Source organism: Exiguobacterium sp. Leaf196 (assembly GCF_001423965.1).
Taxonomy (GTDB): domain Bacteria; phylum Bacillota; class Bacilli; order Exiguobacteriales; family Exiguobacteriaceae; genus Exiguobacterium_A.
In genome coordinates this window covers 99,239-113,014 of the sequence record NZ_LMPV01000012.1, presented here as the reverse complement: position 1 = coordinate 113,014, position 13,776 = coordinate 99,239, and the positions used below count along the sequence as shown (strand labels likewise).

The 13,776-nt window shown below is 44.0% G+C and carries 14 protein-coding genes; 6 read left to right on the top strand and 8 right to left on the bottom strand.

What is annotated here, in order from left to right; translation table 11 throughout:
* Positions 1 to 4 precede the first annotated feature (4 nt).
* Both ASG02_RS14770 and ASG02_RS14765 read right to left on the bottom strand, forming a co-directional pair.
* Entirely contained in the window at positions 5 to 511 is a 507-nt protein-coding gene (locus ASG02_RS14770) for a hypothetical protein (RefSeq protein ID WP_056064792.1), read from the bottom strand.
* A 49-nt stretch (positions 512 to 560) separates the two neighbouring features.
* Positions 561 to 1,328, bottom strand: a complete 768-nt coding sequence (locus ASG02_RS14765) for a hypothetical protein (RefSeq protein ID WP_056064789.1) — start codon at positions 1,326 to 1,328, stop codon at positions 561 to 563.
* Between the two features lie 141 nt (positions 1,329 to 1,469).
* Here ASG02_RS14765 and ASG02_RS14760 point away from each other — a divergent pair, with 141 nt between their 5' ends.
* On the top strand, positions 1,470 to 3,107 hold the full coding sequence (locus tag ASG02_RS14760; RefSeq protein WP_056064785.1) for a glycosyl hydrolase family 28-related protein: 1,638 nt from the start codon (positions 1,470 to 1,472) through the stop codon (positions 3,105 to 3,107).
* Positions 3,108 to 3,146: 39 nt separating this feature from the next.
* On the opposite strand, the gene ASG02_RS14755 is transcribed toward ASG02_RS14760, so the two are convergent.
* From ASG02_RS14755 to ASG02_RS14745, 3 genes are all read right to left on the bottom strand, one after another.
* Positions 3,147 to 3,968, bottom strand: coding sequence for a DUF1028 domain-containing protein (locus ASG02_RS14755; protein WP_035411914.1), 822 nt, complete (start codon positions 3,966 to 3,968; stop codon positions 3,147 to 3,149).
* A gap of 99 nt (positions 3,969 to 4,067) precedes the next feature.
* On the bottom strand, positions 4,068 to 5,471 hold the full coding sequence (locus tag ASG02_RS14750) for a YfcC family protein (RefSeq protein ID WP_056064783.1): 1,404 nt from the start codon (positions 5,469 to 5,471) through the stop codon (positions 4,068 to 4,070).
* Positions 5,472 to 5,708: 237 nt separating this feature from the next.
* On the bottom strand, positions 5,709 to 5,990 hold the full coding sequence (locus ASG02_RS14745; protein ID WP_035411908.1) for a putative quinol monooxygenase: 282 nt from the start codon (positions 5,988 to 5,990) through the stop codon (positions 5,709 to 5,711).
* Between the two features lie 156 nt (positions 5,991 to 6,146).
* Here ASG02_RS14745 and ASG02_RS14740 point away from each other — a divergent pair, with 156 nt between their 5' ends.
* The 4 genes from ASG02_RS14740 (at position 6,147) to ASG02_RS14725 (ending at position 9,082) form a co-directional block, all read left to right on the top strand.
* Positions 6,147 to 6,632 carry a cupin domain-containing protein gene (locus ASG02_RS14740; protein ID WP_056064779.1) on the top strand — a complete coding sequence of 162 codons (486 nt, stop codon included), beginning with the start codon at positions 6,147 to 6,149 and terminating at the stop codon, positions 6,630 to 6,632.
* An 86-nt stretch (positions 6,633 to 6,718) separates the two neighbouring features.
* Complete coding sequence (locus tag ASG02_RS14735; RefSeq protein ID WP_056064775.1) at positions 6,719 to 7,609, top strand: aldo/keto reductase; 891 nt, start codon at positions 6,719 to 6,721, stop codon at positions 7,607 to 7,609.
* A 13-nt stretch (positions 7,610 to 7,622) separates the two neighbouring features.
* A complete protein-coding gene (locus ASG02_RS14730; RefSeq protein ID WP_056064772.1) occupies positions 7,623 to 8,555 on the top strand; it encodes an aldo/keto reductase in 933 nt (310 codons plus the stop codon).
* Between the two features lie 80 nt (positions 8,556 to 8,635).
* Positions 8,636 to 9,082 carry an OsmC family protein gene (locus ASG02_RS14725; protein WP_156359014.1) on the top strand — a complete coding sequence of 149 codons (447 nt, stop codon included), beginning with the start codon at positions 8,636 to 8,638 and terminating at the stop codon, positions 9,080 to 9,082.
* Between the two features lie 50 nt (positions 9,083 to 9,132).
* On the opposite strand, the gene ASG02_RS14720 is transcribed toward ASG02_RS14725, so the two are convergent.
* From ASG02_RS14720 to dcm, 3 genes are all read right to left on the bottom strand, one after another.
* Entirely contained in the window at positions 9,133 to 10,470 is a 1,338-nt protein-coding gene (locus ASG02_RS14720; protein WP_056064767.1) for a Sau3AI family type II restriction endonuclease, read from the bottom strand.
* Between the two features lie 75 nt (positions 10,471 to 10,545).
* Entirely contained in the window at positions 10,546 to 11,019 is a 474-nt protein-coding gene (locus ASG02_RS14715; RefSeq protein WP_069201506.1) for a very short patch repair endonuclease, read from the bottom strand.
* Positions 11,020 to 11,128: 109 nt separating this feature from the next.
* Positions 11,129 to 12,394, bottom strand: coding sequence for a DNA (cytosine-5-)-methyltransferase (dcm, locus tag ASG02_RS14710; protein WP_056064764.1), 1,266 nt, complete (start codon positions 12,392 to 12,394; stop codon positions 11,129 to 11,131).
* A 187-nt stretch (positions 12,395 to 12,581) separates the two neighbouring features.
* On the opposite strand from dcm, the gene ASG02_RS14705 reads away from it, so the two are divergent.
* On the top strand, positions 12,582 to 13,766 hold the full coding sequence (locus tag ASG02_RS14705; RefSeq protein ID WP_056064761.1) for a class I SAM-dependent rRNA methyltransferase: 1,185 nt from the start codon (positions 12,582 to 12,584) through the stop codon (positions 13,764 to 13,766).
* Positions 13,767 to 13,776: the final 10 nt, after the last annotated feature.

Below are 13,776 nucleotides of genomic sequence, written 5' to 3'. Positions count from 1 at the left end.
GGAGTTACATATAACGTCCACCATCAAAGTCAATTGTCGTTTGATAGTTCGCGGCATTGATCGCATTCGATACTTTGTGTGCTTGCCGTTCCACTTCCTCCGCTTTTAAGCGATAGGCATCTGGATCGAATAAGGCATGACGAATGATCGTCGTCCCTTCAAATCCGTATTGGAACTCGCGTTTTGATCGACTTGCGAGCATCTGATAATTTTGTGCCTTTGCCCGCAATTGGGTCGCCCACTCGATTGCTTCGACGAGCGGCATTTCTCCTTCGTCCGTCACGATGACAGTTTCTAGATTCGCCGCATAGACGAGACGATCCAAGACTCGCATATCATGACGTACGATGTCCATGGCGGCTTCGACGTCGGTTAAGCTCCGGCCTTGTTGTGCGGGGAGTGCTTCTCCCTTTTCTAAATCAATGAACGCTACGCGCTCCATTTCTTCAATCAGCTGATCAAGCTGTTTCCTCAGAATACTCTTTAATTTCACGGCATCTGCTAGGTACATCATCAACTCCCCTTTCCTATTCCATTTACGTCATTCCTTTCAAAAGGTTTCAATCAAACTGATGGACGAAGGCTCCAAATTCCCCCTGAATCGTTTGCTTGTCCATCTCCGATATCGTAGTAGCTCGGTCTGTATAGCGTTCTAAGAGATAGGCTTTTATTAGGACATGTGACGGTTGGAATCCGATACGCAGGCACCATTCCTGAAGTGTTTCTGTATCGTGTCGCCGTAAGCGGGTCGGGAGTATGTGATTGAACTGGATGAGTTGTTTACGAATCCAGGCATCTGGCAGCTCGATCGAGTTCTCTTTTATAACAAAGTCGTTGTCTAAGGACTGTAACGGGGTGTCAGTTCTGATCGAGTCCTCATCCTGTTTCTTGGTCTTTCGACGTTTCCGCCAAACGATATAGCTTATGATGAATAGAGGTAGAACAATCAGACTCATCAGTAACATCGATGAGGACGATTCCCCTTTTTCATTCATACCTCGCTTAGCATTTTCAACCCCTACAACGATGAGCTTATTCTTTTTCGGTTTGAGGTCTTTCTGCTTTTTGGGCTTTTCATTCGTGTCCCAAACACGTAAATCTTCGTCATTCTTCGTCTGCTTTTTAGGCAACCACGAAAGAAATGGAATGTTTAACAGCTTGCCGTTGTTCTTGCAGTTCGGTTTACACGATCCGTTCGTTTCGACTCCTGACATCTTTATCGCTTGTGGCTTCAATGCTTGAAAAGCCGCTTCCGTCAGTGGCTTAGCGATCCCTACGATCAGCAAAATCAATCCGATACCAATTACGAGTCGTTTGCGAAGTGACATCAAAAGCCCTCCTTTTTATAAATCCATTATAATCCAACTGTATAGTTTTAGTGTATTTTTATGGATGTTATGAAACAAGGAATGATTGTTCAATTAGAGGGGAAAAGGTAGACAGACCTATTCAGAGAGGAGAACTATTTCATGTTGAAACTCGATCACACGCATGATCCGTATCAAAATGCGGCGCTGATTCAAGAATACGTTGAAACATCAAGCAACGAACAGGCTGTTCGACAAGCAGAACAACTACTACACGATAGTACATTTATTGCACCACGACGTGATCCTAGCCTCAGTCGAACACTTCGTTCGATGATCTCACCGTTATTTTTGACAAACCGTGATAAACATATCCTACCGCTGACACCAGCTTTCGTAACGCCACACGATGAGATTCGACCGAGTTGGTTCGGGCGGCTCAATCATGAGTTCGAACGTTTGATCAGTGAAGTCGAAATCGTTGATATCACTTCCTATGGTGCGGTCGGTGATGGACAGACAGATGATACACAAGCGTTCATCGAAGCGCTCGGTGATGGACATCGACAAGTCCATGTCCCAGCCGGTACGTACATCGTTCGAGGAATTCGTTTGCCTAGTTATACGATTTTAACGGGAGCTGGCAAAGGGAAAACGATTATAAAGATGCACGATGACGCACCTAAAGGACGACGTCTTGTGACGAACCAAAATTATCTCCTTGGCAATCATCACCTGCTTGTTGAGAAAATGACGCTTGATTGGAACATCAAACGAATCGGTGACGCAAAGAAAAGTAGCACATGGGGCAATCACTCCAGTTGTCTCACATACGCACACGTCACCTATGGTTGGGTCTTTGATGTCGAAGCTGTCAATCCAGGACTCCATTGTTTTGATATCTCGACACCGTATTACAATTACAACGGGGACGGTGCTCGAGCGAACTTAAGTAGTTCATTCATCTGGTTCGATGGATTGACCGGTTACGGGTTCGGAGACGACGGGATCACGACGCATCATAGTGACCATCTCTTCATCTCGAACTGCTTTATGCATGACCCAAGTGGACGTGCCCATGCAGAAGGTTTTTCCAATTCGAACGGGATTGAAATCGATGATGGGTCACGCGATATCTGGTTATTCAATAACGCATCAAGTCGTTGCTTCGGTGGACTTGAAATCAAGGCGCATGCGACCTCTTCTGCTGCCTCAACCGTTAAAATCGTTGGTCATTTATCAATTGATGACCACCGTGCCTTTAATTTCCGCCATATCGGGCATCATCAAGCAAGTGATCCAACGTCTCAGACGGCTTACAATATCATCGCAACACGCTTGATTGCTCAGACTCCTCAATATACGGCGCTATATGCGAATTCAAAACCACGCGCACTCGTCGTTTCCGCTTATCGTAATGTCGTTATTCATGATTTCACGGTGCTAGGAGATCCGTATTATGACTACCAAGAACAGCCAATGATCGGAATTCAATATAAGGCACGCAACGTTACGATCAGTCAGTTAAAAATGAGTGGATTTCGCCACGCGAAAACGGATATCCAAATCTTTGGTGGAGAAAACGGAGCTGAGGATGTATGCCTTCGGGATATCCGGATCGAGGATTCTGCCAAACACGGGATTACGATCGGTCCTGACATCAATCGCGTTAAGTTAACGAATGTGGCACTAAAAGGAGAGGGGACAGTTGGCTTGAATGCTAAATCGGAACCGGAAATGGAACGGTTCATCGCGACCGGATTTAAAGTACCGATTCGTGCTCAGTCGACGCAAGCATGAACAAAACGACAGGATGGACCGTGGTCCATCCTGTCGTTTTCATTGGGATCGAATATACGCAAGGACACGTGTATCAATCGCACGATCCGCTTGTTCGCGCATCTCAAAGTTTTCCGTATGCAGATATGTCCGGAGCGCTTCTTCGAAATCACCGCGGTAGCCAAGTGTCAATAATTTATCCATCAACTCCGACTCTAACGCATCATCGATGGGCTTGATTTCTTCCGGCTTACTCGGTTGTAGGTAAAGTGTGTGCAATTGATAGATGCGTTCGAGTTCTTCAATTGGATTCGGGTGATCATCAACACGTAGATCAATATAGCGATCGTTGAATCCACCGTATCCGCCACCTTCCTTGACGACGAGCAGTGCTGCTGATTGCATCCCACGTGAGTCCCCGCCTGCTGCTTGCCCCGCAGCCAACGCACGCAACAACCGTTCTGCGAGTGGCCCTTGCGTCGATTCAAAGACACGTGCCATCTCTTTGACCGTATTGCCATCTACAAGAATATTCCCTTGCGCCGCAAAATGTTTCCCCGCAATTCCGCCTGCCCAGTCGTTACATCTCTCTCCCGTAAAAGTCGCGCTTTTGCCCTGCGCATCGATGATTCCGACTTGACGATCTGCTCGCCCTTCATCCGCTTCCGTTAATCGACGAAGCACTTCATCCGCTGAAGCGCCTTGTTCGATCATCTGCAACCCTTCAGGACCATACGTCGTATTTGCAAATGATTGTGTCGCTACAGCACCTACTCCCGCTTTCGCAAACGGAACAGCACTCCCAACAGCTAAAAATTTCGATTGGACAGCAACACCCCACGCTTGTTCTTTCTCGCAATAACCAACGATTGAATATGTCACTTCAGTTCCCCCTTTAATCACTTCTCTACCCGTTCGTGATAACGCTTCCCGATTCCTGCAACAGAAAAACCTTCCGGACGGATGTCCGAAAGGTCGACTTCATTGAATACCGAGCGTCACAGCAAGTAATAAGGCGGCACATGCTAAAGCAATCCAAATCGCGAAGAGTTTCCAGACGAAACGTAACCATTGCTCATACGGAATACCTGCGATCGCAAGAAACGCCATCAAATGCGCACTTGTCGGAAAAATCATGTTCGTCAATCCATCTCCGTATTGAAATGCTAAAACAGCTACTTGACGCTCGATACCGAGTAAGTCAGATAAAGGTGCCATGATTGGCATCGTTGTCGCGGCTTGCCCGCTCCCCGATGGAATGAAGAAATTCGTGATCAGTTGTACGATGTACATTCCGATGACAGCGAAGAACGTTGGTAAATGTCCTACGGCATTCGATAAGCCGTAAATGACCGTGTCAATGACACGACCTTCTTCAAGAATGACGACAATGGCACGGGCAAAGCCAACGATCAATGCACCGAACGTCACGGCTTTCGCCCCGTCAATCAGACTCTCAAAAGTACCGTTTACACCGAGTGTGATGATCCCAGCAATCAGTCCAATGATCAAGAACGAGGCTGTCAGTTCCGTCAAATACCAGCCCCACTCGAAAATTCCGATGACGTTGAGCGTGATTCCACCGATCAAAATCAGTAAAACAAAAGCATGACGTTTCGAAAAGCGTGAAATCGTCGTTGCTGCTTCTTCCGCACGACGTTGTTCGAGATCATAAACGAGGCTACGCGTTGGATCCTGTTTGACTTTCCGTGCGTAAGTCATGACATAAAGAATCGTTACGACTAAGAAAACGATATAAACGGCGGTTCGATAACCAAGACCGCTAAAGAGTGGAACTTCCGCGATCGATTGAGCAACACCTACCGTAAACGGATTCAGCATCCCGCCAGCAAAACCAACCGCCGCTCCTAAACTAACGATTGCAGCTCCTGTCATCGCGTCATAACCGAGTGCACGCGCGAGCATGATACCAATCGGTACAAAGATGATTGTTTCCTCTGCCATCCCGATTGTTGCTCCGGCAATCGAAAAGACGAACATCGTCATCGGAATCATGATGTGTCCCTTTTGACCAAACCGACGAATCAATTGATTGATTCCCGCTTCGATGGCACCCGTTTGACGAATGATACCGAAGACACCGCCGACTAAGAAAATGTAAAAGATGATCGCAGCGCCTGCTTCCATTCCTTTCGGGATCGCTTCGAATAAACCAAAGAAATTGACAGGTGCAGACTCCACCGCGCGATAGGTACCATCGATAACGACGGTCTGACCATCCTGTTTTTCACGGTCGAATTGTCCTGCTGGAAGCGTGTACGTCAAGATGACTGAAATAATGAGAATCGCCATGATGATGGCATATGTATGAGGCATCTTGAAGAATGATTGCTTCGACTGTGTGGCATCTGTTCGATCATTCATGATAAAGGCCTCCTTTTCGTGTCTTTATAAGAATAATGCCCTATTCAGGGAAAAACTAACAGTTTTAATGAAATGTTATGTGATTGTAAAAGAAAAGTGGAACATTTTTAATCAAATCTTCATCTGAAGATAAACTAGCGAAGGAGCGCGTTGTATAAAACAAAAAAGAAAGATATCCTAGGTCACAAAACCTAGAATACCTTCCTTATGTGTTACATTCGCTTCTAACTCGTTTCATTATGCTTGGAATGATTGAACGTCCAATGGTTTAGCAAGAGCTGTTTGAGCAAATGCAACGAATTGTCCGAAATGAGCACTTGTGTTATGAGCTTCGATCGCAGCTTGGTCTTCCCATTTTTCAATCATCATGAAGACATTTTCGTCTTCTGTACTTTGGAACAGATCGTAGCTGATGTTTCCAGCTTCAGCACGCGATCCTTCTACTAATGTTTTAGTTGCTGCTAAAAATTCTTCTCGTTTTGCGGGTTGTACTTCTAACTTTGCTTCGATGGCGATCATCGGAAAGCCTCCTTTGTAATTTCGTTAACTTAAGCATCGTAGCACCTCCCGATTCGTTACGCCATAAAGATGCTCGGACGATTGATGATATTTAATTACGGGTAATTATAGAGGGAATTATTACTTTGTAACACATCAGAGAAGGGAGCAACGAAGATGCGTGTTGAGGTATTTTACTTTGAGGATGACGGACATATTCCGAATAACCCTAATTTTCCGGTGTTGATTTATCGGCATGCATTTGAAGAACCGTCACGCATCGAACAGACTTTCCATTCACATGACTGGCGCAATAGCTGGGTAGATGGCATTTTTGATTTTCATCATTATCATAGCATCGCCCATGAAGTGATTGGTATTCTCGAAGGACATGCGACCGTCCAACTCGGTGGTCCACTCGGTAAGACCTTCACCTTGACGAGTGGAGATGTTCTCTTACTTCCTGCAGGCACAGGACACAAAGCACTTGATACAAGTCGACACTTCCGTGTGATCGGTGCCTATCCGAATGGTCAAGACTACGACACACTGATAGGTCAAACAAGTGAACGTCCGGAAAATCTTCAACGGATTCGTCAGGTGATACGTCCCGGTCAAGATCCTGTACTCGGTGATCACGGTCCTTTATTTGAGCATTGGTGACATCTCCTTCTTGTGAAGAAGACGTTTTTGTTCGGAGTTCGCGTGGTAAATCCTACTATTGTCTCTCTACTTAAAGGAGGAATTCGATGAACACAACAGAAAAGACGTTGATACTTGCTGCATTAAAGCAAAAAACAGTGACGTTTCCCGATCAGACACATGTGCGCGCACTCGGACAAGGCACGTGGCGGATGGGAGAAGAGTCGGAGAAGCACGAAGCAGAAATCGAAGCACTCCGTGTCGGTCTCGATAGCGGAATGGAACTCATCGATACGGCAGAGATGTACGGGGAAGGCGCCTCTGAAGAATTGATTCGCGACGCAATCGCTGATCGACGCGAAGAAGTCTTTCTTGTCTCGAAAGTCTATCCTCATCACGCTGGTGGGGAAGCGTTAAAAAAAGCTTGTTCCAAATCGCTTGAACGTCTCGGTACGGATTATCTTGATCTCTATCTTCTTCACTGGCGTGGCGACATTCCACTAAAGGAAACCGTTGAAGGACTGGAAGCCTTAAAACAAGAGGGTAAGATTCGCCGTTGGGGTGTATCGAACTTTGACGTATCAGACATGAAAGAACTGTTGGCACTACCAAACGGTGACCAGTGTGCTGTCAATCAGGTACTTTATCACCTCGGCTCACGCGGAATCGAGTATGAACTGCTCCCGTTACTACGCGAACATGGTATTCCAGTAATGGCGTATTGTCCACTAGCTGAAGGTGGTTCACTGCGTGATCAACTCCTGAATCATCCGACCGTCGAGGAACTCGCTGAGACACATGGTGTTGAACCGGCACAGATCTTACTTGCTTGGGCGATGCGTGAAGGTGACGTCATCGCAATTCCTAAAGCAGGACAAGCACATCATGTCGAAGCCAACGGTCGCGCCGCACTTTTGAATTTAACAAAAGAAGAGCTAGCTGCACTTGATCAAGCGTTCCCAGCACCAACAAAAAAAGAACCACTCGATATCATTTAAGGAGGTCATTTTCATGACAAAACATGTTCAACTCGGTCAATCTAACCTATTCGTTCACCCAATCGGTCTCGGTACGAATGCTGTCGGCGGACACAACTTGTATCCAAATCTCGATGAGCAAGCCGGACGCGATCTCGTTCGTGTCGCGTTACAGCAAGGAATCAATTTCCTCGACACAGCTTTCATCTACGGACCAGAACGTTCGGAGGAACTCGTCGGTGAAGTCTGGCACGACACGGTCGCTCGAGAAGATGTCGTCCTCGCGACGAAAGGTGCGCATCAGTTCGTTGACGGAAACGTCGTCATGAACAACTCACCTGACTTTCTCCGTCAATCGGTCGAAGAGAGTTTAAAACGTCTTAAAACAGACTATATCGATTTATATTACATCCATTTCCCAGATGAGTCGACACCGAAGGACGAAGCCGTCGCTGCACTTGCTGAACTGAAAAAAGAAGGAAAAATTCGCGCGATTGGTGTCTCGAATTTTTCACTCGAACAATTGAAGGAAGCGAACAAGGACGGACATGTCGACGTCTATCAAGGAGAATACAATCTGTTTAAACGGGATGCGGAAAAAGAGTTACTTCCGTACATCGTTGAGAACGGTATGTCCTTCGTTCCGTACTTCCCACTCGCCGCTGGGTTATTGGCAGGGAAATATACGAAAGAGACGACGTTTGATGATTTACGAAAAAACGACCCGTTGTTCCAAAAAGACGTCTTTGAACAAAACCTCGCAAAAGTCGATCAATTGCGTCCGATCGCAGAAGCACACGATGCGGAAGTCGCACACGTCGTACTCGCCTGGTATTTGGCACAAGATGGAATCGATGCCATCATTCCTGGTGCGAAACGCCAGGATCAGGTGACAGATACGTTGCGTACGTTAGACGTTCAGTTATCGCAAGAGGATATCGAAAAAATCGACCAAATTTTTAGCTGATCGTTCTCTTCTTATGCACATGAGCAGAATAGGCGAAAAATCATGCTGAACTTCGTATGATGGAGGCATGGAGGCGATTGATCATGAAGCACCATTTTCATTTAACTGCAGACTGGCCGGGAAATCGCAATGATGTCGGTCAGATCGAGACAGGTGAGTTAAAAACAAAAATTTCAATTCCGGACGCTATGGATGGTCCAGGGGTTGGCACGAATCCAGATGAGATGTTACTTGGGGCAGCTGCTACATGCTATATCATCACGCTTGCCGCAATGCTTGAACGTAGTAACATCCCAAAAGTCTCCTTAACGATGGAATCTGAAGGCATCGTTGATGTCACGAACGGCGTCTTCACATACGATGCGATCATTCATCGTCCGAAACTCTTATTACCAGCCGATCTGTCGGATCGTGATGTGGAGAAGGCGCAACGTCTCGCTGAAAAAGCAGAAGGTTCGTGTATGATTACGCGGGCACTCGCTGGTAATGTCAAAGTATCGCTTGAAGCTGTTGTGGAGCGCGTGTAAAAATAAAAATGAGGATTACTCTAGCGCTAGAGTAATCCTCATTTTTATTTTTAATTAGTTTTCACGATACTCATGATGTACTCACTATTCAACCAAAAACATTTTTTCGTCGCATGTCTACCTGATGGTGTAGGATAAGTATCTTTTTTATTTTTGGCCTTAGGTCTCACGTGGCAAACCGAAAACTCCGATTTTTTTGGTAACGAGTTCTCTTCATTTCTTCGAATTCGTCGAACCGTTTCCTCCCACACCACTTTGACTTCGTTATCGAGTACATCTATCGGCATATTCCACACCACTGAGTGACTGAAAGTATATTCCTCATCTTGATTTTCTTGAAAAACAACGAATAAATATTTAGTAGTTTCAAACATCTCTCTTAAATCAGATTCTTCCCATGACTGATTAACGATTTCAGTATACTTGAACGCCGGGAAGGACATGCTCTCTTTAATTTTTCCGTTTTTTCCAATTCTGATAGTTTTCAATTTGATTTTCGCTTTTTGGAACTCCTCGGATTTCTCAGCGTTTTCAAAAGAAGCGTTAAGCATTTTAGAAGCTAATATTGCTAGTTTTGATTTCGCACTCGAACTTACTTCGAACTGTCGCTCTAAATCGATGACTAATCGCCCTTTGAATTCATTCATCCGCATCGTTAGCCATTCTTCCAAACGCATTCCTGATAAATCATCAGTCATTTTCTCGAACGTAGATTTCCCTTTTAAAATGTATTCATTCAAGAGTACTGTCATATAAGAACTTTTCAAAGAGAATGCTCTTTGCATAGCCTTCGTATTCGAAAATGGTTGTTCACGTAAACTGTTTTTGTTAGCACCTTTCGTACATGCACCTAAGTAACTCGTATCTCCCTCTGAAAGAAGATGCGCTTCTCCTCTCTTAATCTTATCTACTATGAACTGCCAGTCAGCTTTGATGATTTCCAAATCTTTTTGGGGAAACTCGAATAATTGAGCATGCGTGATCGGATAGTCCAAACGCTCCATCTCTTCACGCCATAAGTAGTTCACAAGCAACAAAAGGCGATTCTTGTAGTAAAAACTACTTTCGTCAAAAGATTCCTTAACGACATCTTGATAATTGATCATATTGAGAACGAGTCGCTCTTTAGCAGAAAAACGATTACCCTTCTTTAATTCCTTGTATGGTGTGAGTTTCAACTCCACTCCAGCTTCAGCAAAATCAGGAGCAGCATCAGAATTCGGTTTATATCCGAAATAATGTTCCTCCAATAGATTACCTAAATTCCCTTTAGACGATTTATTCTCAATGGCTTTAGGCATTACTTCACGGAAGCTTTTACCAATCAAACCTTTAGCATGTCTTTCGATATCAATAGGATTACCAACGTCATAGTCAACTTTTCTCAAAAAAACACCTCATTAAACTATTTTATGGACATTATACCAAAAATAGTATTATGAGGCTTGAACTCAATCATCATATCAATCACATGGATTATCTAAATCAAAATCTTCTTCCAAGGGCTCATGAATCTGACTAGCGGCATCTTCCGGAAGATGCTTAGTTAAGTTCTTATAGGTATCTTCGATTTCTTTGATGACTCTATCGAAATCATTATTGACTTCGTGTTCCCAAAATCTTAATATAGTCCAGTTCTCACATAAATAATGTTCCGTCTGTTCCTTGTCCCTCTCCCTATTTCTTTTGATTTTATTTCTCCAAAAATCGACATTGGATTTGGGTTGTTTATAATGAATGGGGCAACCATGCCAAAAGCAAGAGTCTAGAAAAACCACTAACCGCACTCCCGGAAAAGCAATATCAGGAGTACCCAGCAGCTTTCGATAGTTCTTACGATAACGTAAACCACGATGCCATAATTCGCTTCTTACCTTCACTTCCATTTTCGTATCCTTACCTCGTACTTTACTTAAGTTCTTATTCTTGACCGCCATACTCCCCCTCCTCGGAATGATTCAATTGATATCCTATTCCCTTCATCGCAATCATAGAAAACAAAAAAAGATGCCATGATATTCTAATCAAGGCACCCCAAATCTTATATTAATTGTTCAAAAAGAACTTTTCTTGTAACGGAATATCTTCCATATGCTTATTTTCGATTTCTTCGATTCTTTTTCCCATACGTTCAATCAAGCCTACGACCAAAGCATTACCCATACAGAAATAACGCATTCGATCACTCATCGTATTCGTCCACTCATCAGGAAAACCATTCAATCTCTCACATTCTAGTGGCGTCAAGAATCTTCTTCTCCCATTGACCTCTACTACATGCGAACTACGATTCGTCGTTCCTTCACTAGTCAGCATCGTACGCCCAGGCTTATCCAAATCATCGATTTCAGACATGCCACCCTCTGAGTAGATATACTTATGCCCATCAACGGAAGTTCGCTCTATTTTTTTAGGTCCACGTAAGAAATTAAATTTTTCGATAGCAGCTTCAGATAGATAGAATTTATCCGGTACGCTGTCTTCAGGTTGAAGAATGTCTCTCAGCAATATCGGTTTCTCGAAGACTGGTTCTGTGTGAATTGAGTAGAAATTCCCGTTCTCCATATATCCTGAATTGTGGAAGTTCGCTGAGAACTTATCTGAAATTTCGACGATGTCATCTGGTAGTTTGCCGATTAACTTTCGATTTTTAATGACTTCATGCTTAACAGGGAATGCTGGACTAAAAAATCCTTTTTCGAATAGTATGTCATCCGATTCATAAGATTCTAGCTCTTTTGAGAACCCTAAATCATTTCTAGTCGCGAATATGAAAACACGGCGTCGACGTTGAGCTTGTCCATACTCCGCTGCGTTGATGACTCTCCATTCGACTTTATATCCCAAGTCTCTGAATGTAGCCAACATGACAGCAAAGTCTCTTCCTCGTTGACTAGCAGGAGATTTCAATAAGCGATCTACATTTTCTAATAAGACATATTTAGGTGATGTCGCTTCAATGACTCGTTTGATTTCCCAGAAAAGCACGCCTTTTTTACCTTGGATTCCTTTCTCGCCAGATAAACTTCTAGCTACAGAGTAATCTTGGCAAGGAAACCCTCCTACAATCAGTTGAGCATCCAAGTTTTTGAATGCTTCATCACTGACTTTCGTAATATCTTCGTTCGAATGGATACCTTCTTTAAAATTAGACGCATAGCAGTTAAATGCATCTTGCGCTTTTTTCGAAGGTTCCCACTGATTCCCCCATACGACTTTAAAAATCTCTGGATTCGCTTTCTCTAGACCTACTCTAAATCCACCAACACCAGCGAACAACTCAATAGTATTTAAATTCATGTATTTACTCATAAATACGAACGTCCTTTCGTAACATCAATAAACTCATTATAACAAACAAAATAATCATTGCATAGATCGAAATTTCATTTTTCGAAAGAATGAATACAGAACGAAATCGCCAGTTATCCACATGTGGATAACCCCATTTATGGTATAATTATGCCACTTATCCACAAGTAGAAATGAGGAAACTTACATGTCTCGTGAACTTTATCCGATCGTTGTCAAACCAGAATGGATTGAATCGATTCGAAGCGGGTATCCCGCGTTACGCAAGGAAATGTTCGAAGCCTTACAACATGTCAAAGAGGCAGGCGGACTGCTCCATCTGATGACAGAACATAAAGAATACCTCGCGACTGGTTATTTTGGCAAGCAAGAAAAAGGTGTCGGTTGGACTCTCTCAATGGACGAGCAAGAAGCGATTGATGTCGACTTCTTCAAACAACTTTTCGAACAAGCATTAGACAAACGAAACGAATTCTTTGAAGAGTATTCAGAAGCCTTCCGTATCTTTAACGGTGCAGGAGATGGTATCGGTGGTTTGACAATTGATTGTTACGATCATCATTACCTTATTACATTCGAAAATGAAGGCATCTATACATTCCGTCCATTGATTCTTGAAGCTCTTGAATCACTACTGAATTACAGAAGCATTTATGAAAAACGAGATTTCCTCGTCGATCTTCAACCCGTCAAAGGCGACGACTTTTTGAAAGGGGAACGAGGCGATTTTCCTGAAGTCGCACAAGAATACGGTGTGTTGTATGAGTATGACTTGGATGCTGGTATGCGGACTGGTTTTGACATTGCCCAACGTGAACTTCGCCGAATCCTTCTCGATTCCGTCGAACGAAAAACCGTACTTAATCTCTTTTCTGATACAGGAACATTAACGGTAGCTGCCCTTTATGGTGAGGCTACTCAAACGACAAGCGTTGATTTCTCGACACGTAGTCGAAATAAGACAAAAGATAATCTTGTGTTGAACAGTTTTACTCCTGAGAAACAGAAGATTTTAGTTCAGGATGCGTTCGACTACATCGAACAAGCGGATAAGAAGACTCGTTTTGACGTCGTCTTGTTCCATCCGCCCGTACAAGTCAATACACGAACACGTCAGTTTCGGACCGAACAGGATCTCGCTCTTTGGATCCAAAAAGTCATTCATTTGACGAATCGCGGAGGACTGCTTGCGATTACGACAGATAGTCCCGCTCTTGATGCGTCACAATTGAAAAAAGCTGTGGAGCAGGCGTTCAACAAGTTGCGTCAAAAATTTGAAGTCGTATGGGAGCAGCCGGAGCAGAAAGATTTCCCGACTCCTCCTTCCATGCCACAACTCAATCCAAAAAGTATTCTTGTTCGCCGTAAATGACGTGTTATCT

What these genes read in the sequence shown, in the direction of transcription:
- ASG02_RS14770 (WP_056064792.1), bottom strand. Translation starts at nt 511, where the DNA reads ATGTACCTAGCAGATGCCGTGAAATTAAAGAGTATTCTGAGGAAACAG.
- ASG02_RS14765 (WP_056064789.1), bottom strand. Translation starts at nt 1,328, where the DNA reads ATGTCACTTCGCAAACGACTCGTAATTGGTATCGGATTGATTTTGCTG.
- ASG02_RS14760 (WP_056064785.1), top strand. Translation starts at nt 1,470, where the DNA reads ATGTTGAAACTCGATCACACGCATGATCCGTATCAAAATGCGGCGCTG.
- ASG02_RS14750 (WP_056064783.1), bottom strand. Translation starts at nt 5,471, where the DNA reads ATGAATGATCGAACAGATGCCACACAGTCGAAGCAATCATTCTTCAAG.
- ASG02_RS14745 (WP_035411908.1), bottom strand. Translation starts at nt 5,990, where the DNA reads ATGATCGCCATCGAAGCAAAGTTAGAAGTACAACCCGCAAAACGAGAA.
- ASG02_RS14740 (WP_056064779.1), top strand. Translation starts at nt 6,147, where the DNA reads ATGCGTGTTGAGGTATTTTACTTTGAGGATGACGGACATATTCCGAAT.
- ASG02_RS14735 (WP_056064775.1), top strand. Translation starts at nt 6,719, where the DNA reads ATGAACACAACAGAAAAGACGTTGATACTTGCTGCATTAAAGCAAAAA.
- ASG02_RS14730 (WP_056064772.1), top strand. Translation starts at nt 7,623, where the DNA reads ATGACAAAACATGTTCAACTCGGTCAATCTAACCTATTCGTTCACCCA.
- ASG02_RS14715 (WP_069201506.1), bottom strand. Translation starts at nt 11,019, where the DNA reads ATGGCGGTCAAGAATAAGAACTTAAGTAAAGTACGAGGTAAGGATACG.
- dcm (WP_056064764.1), bottom strand. Translation starts at nt 12,394, where the DNA reads ATGAGTAAATACATGAATTTAAATACTATTGAGTTGTTCGCTGGTGTT.
- ASG02_RS14705 (WP_056064761.1), top strand. Translation starts at nt 12,582, where the DNA reads ATGTCTCGTGAACTTTATCCGATCGTTGTCAAACCAGAATGGATTGAA.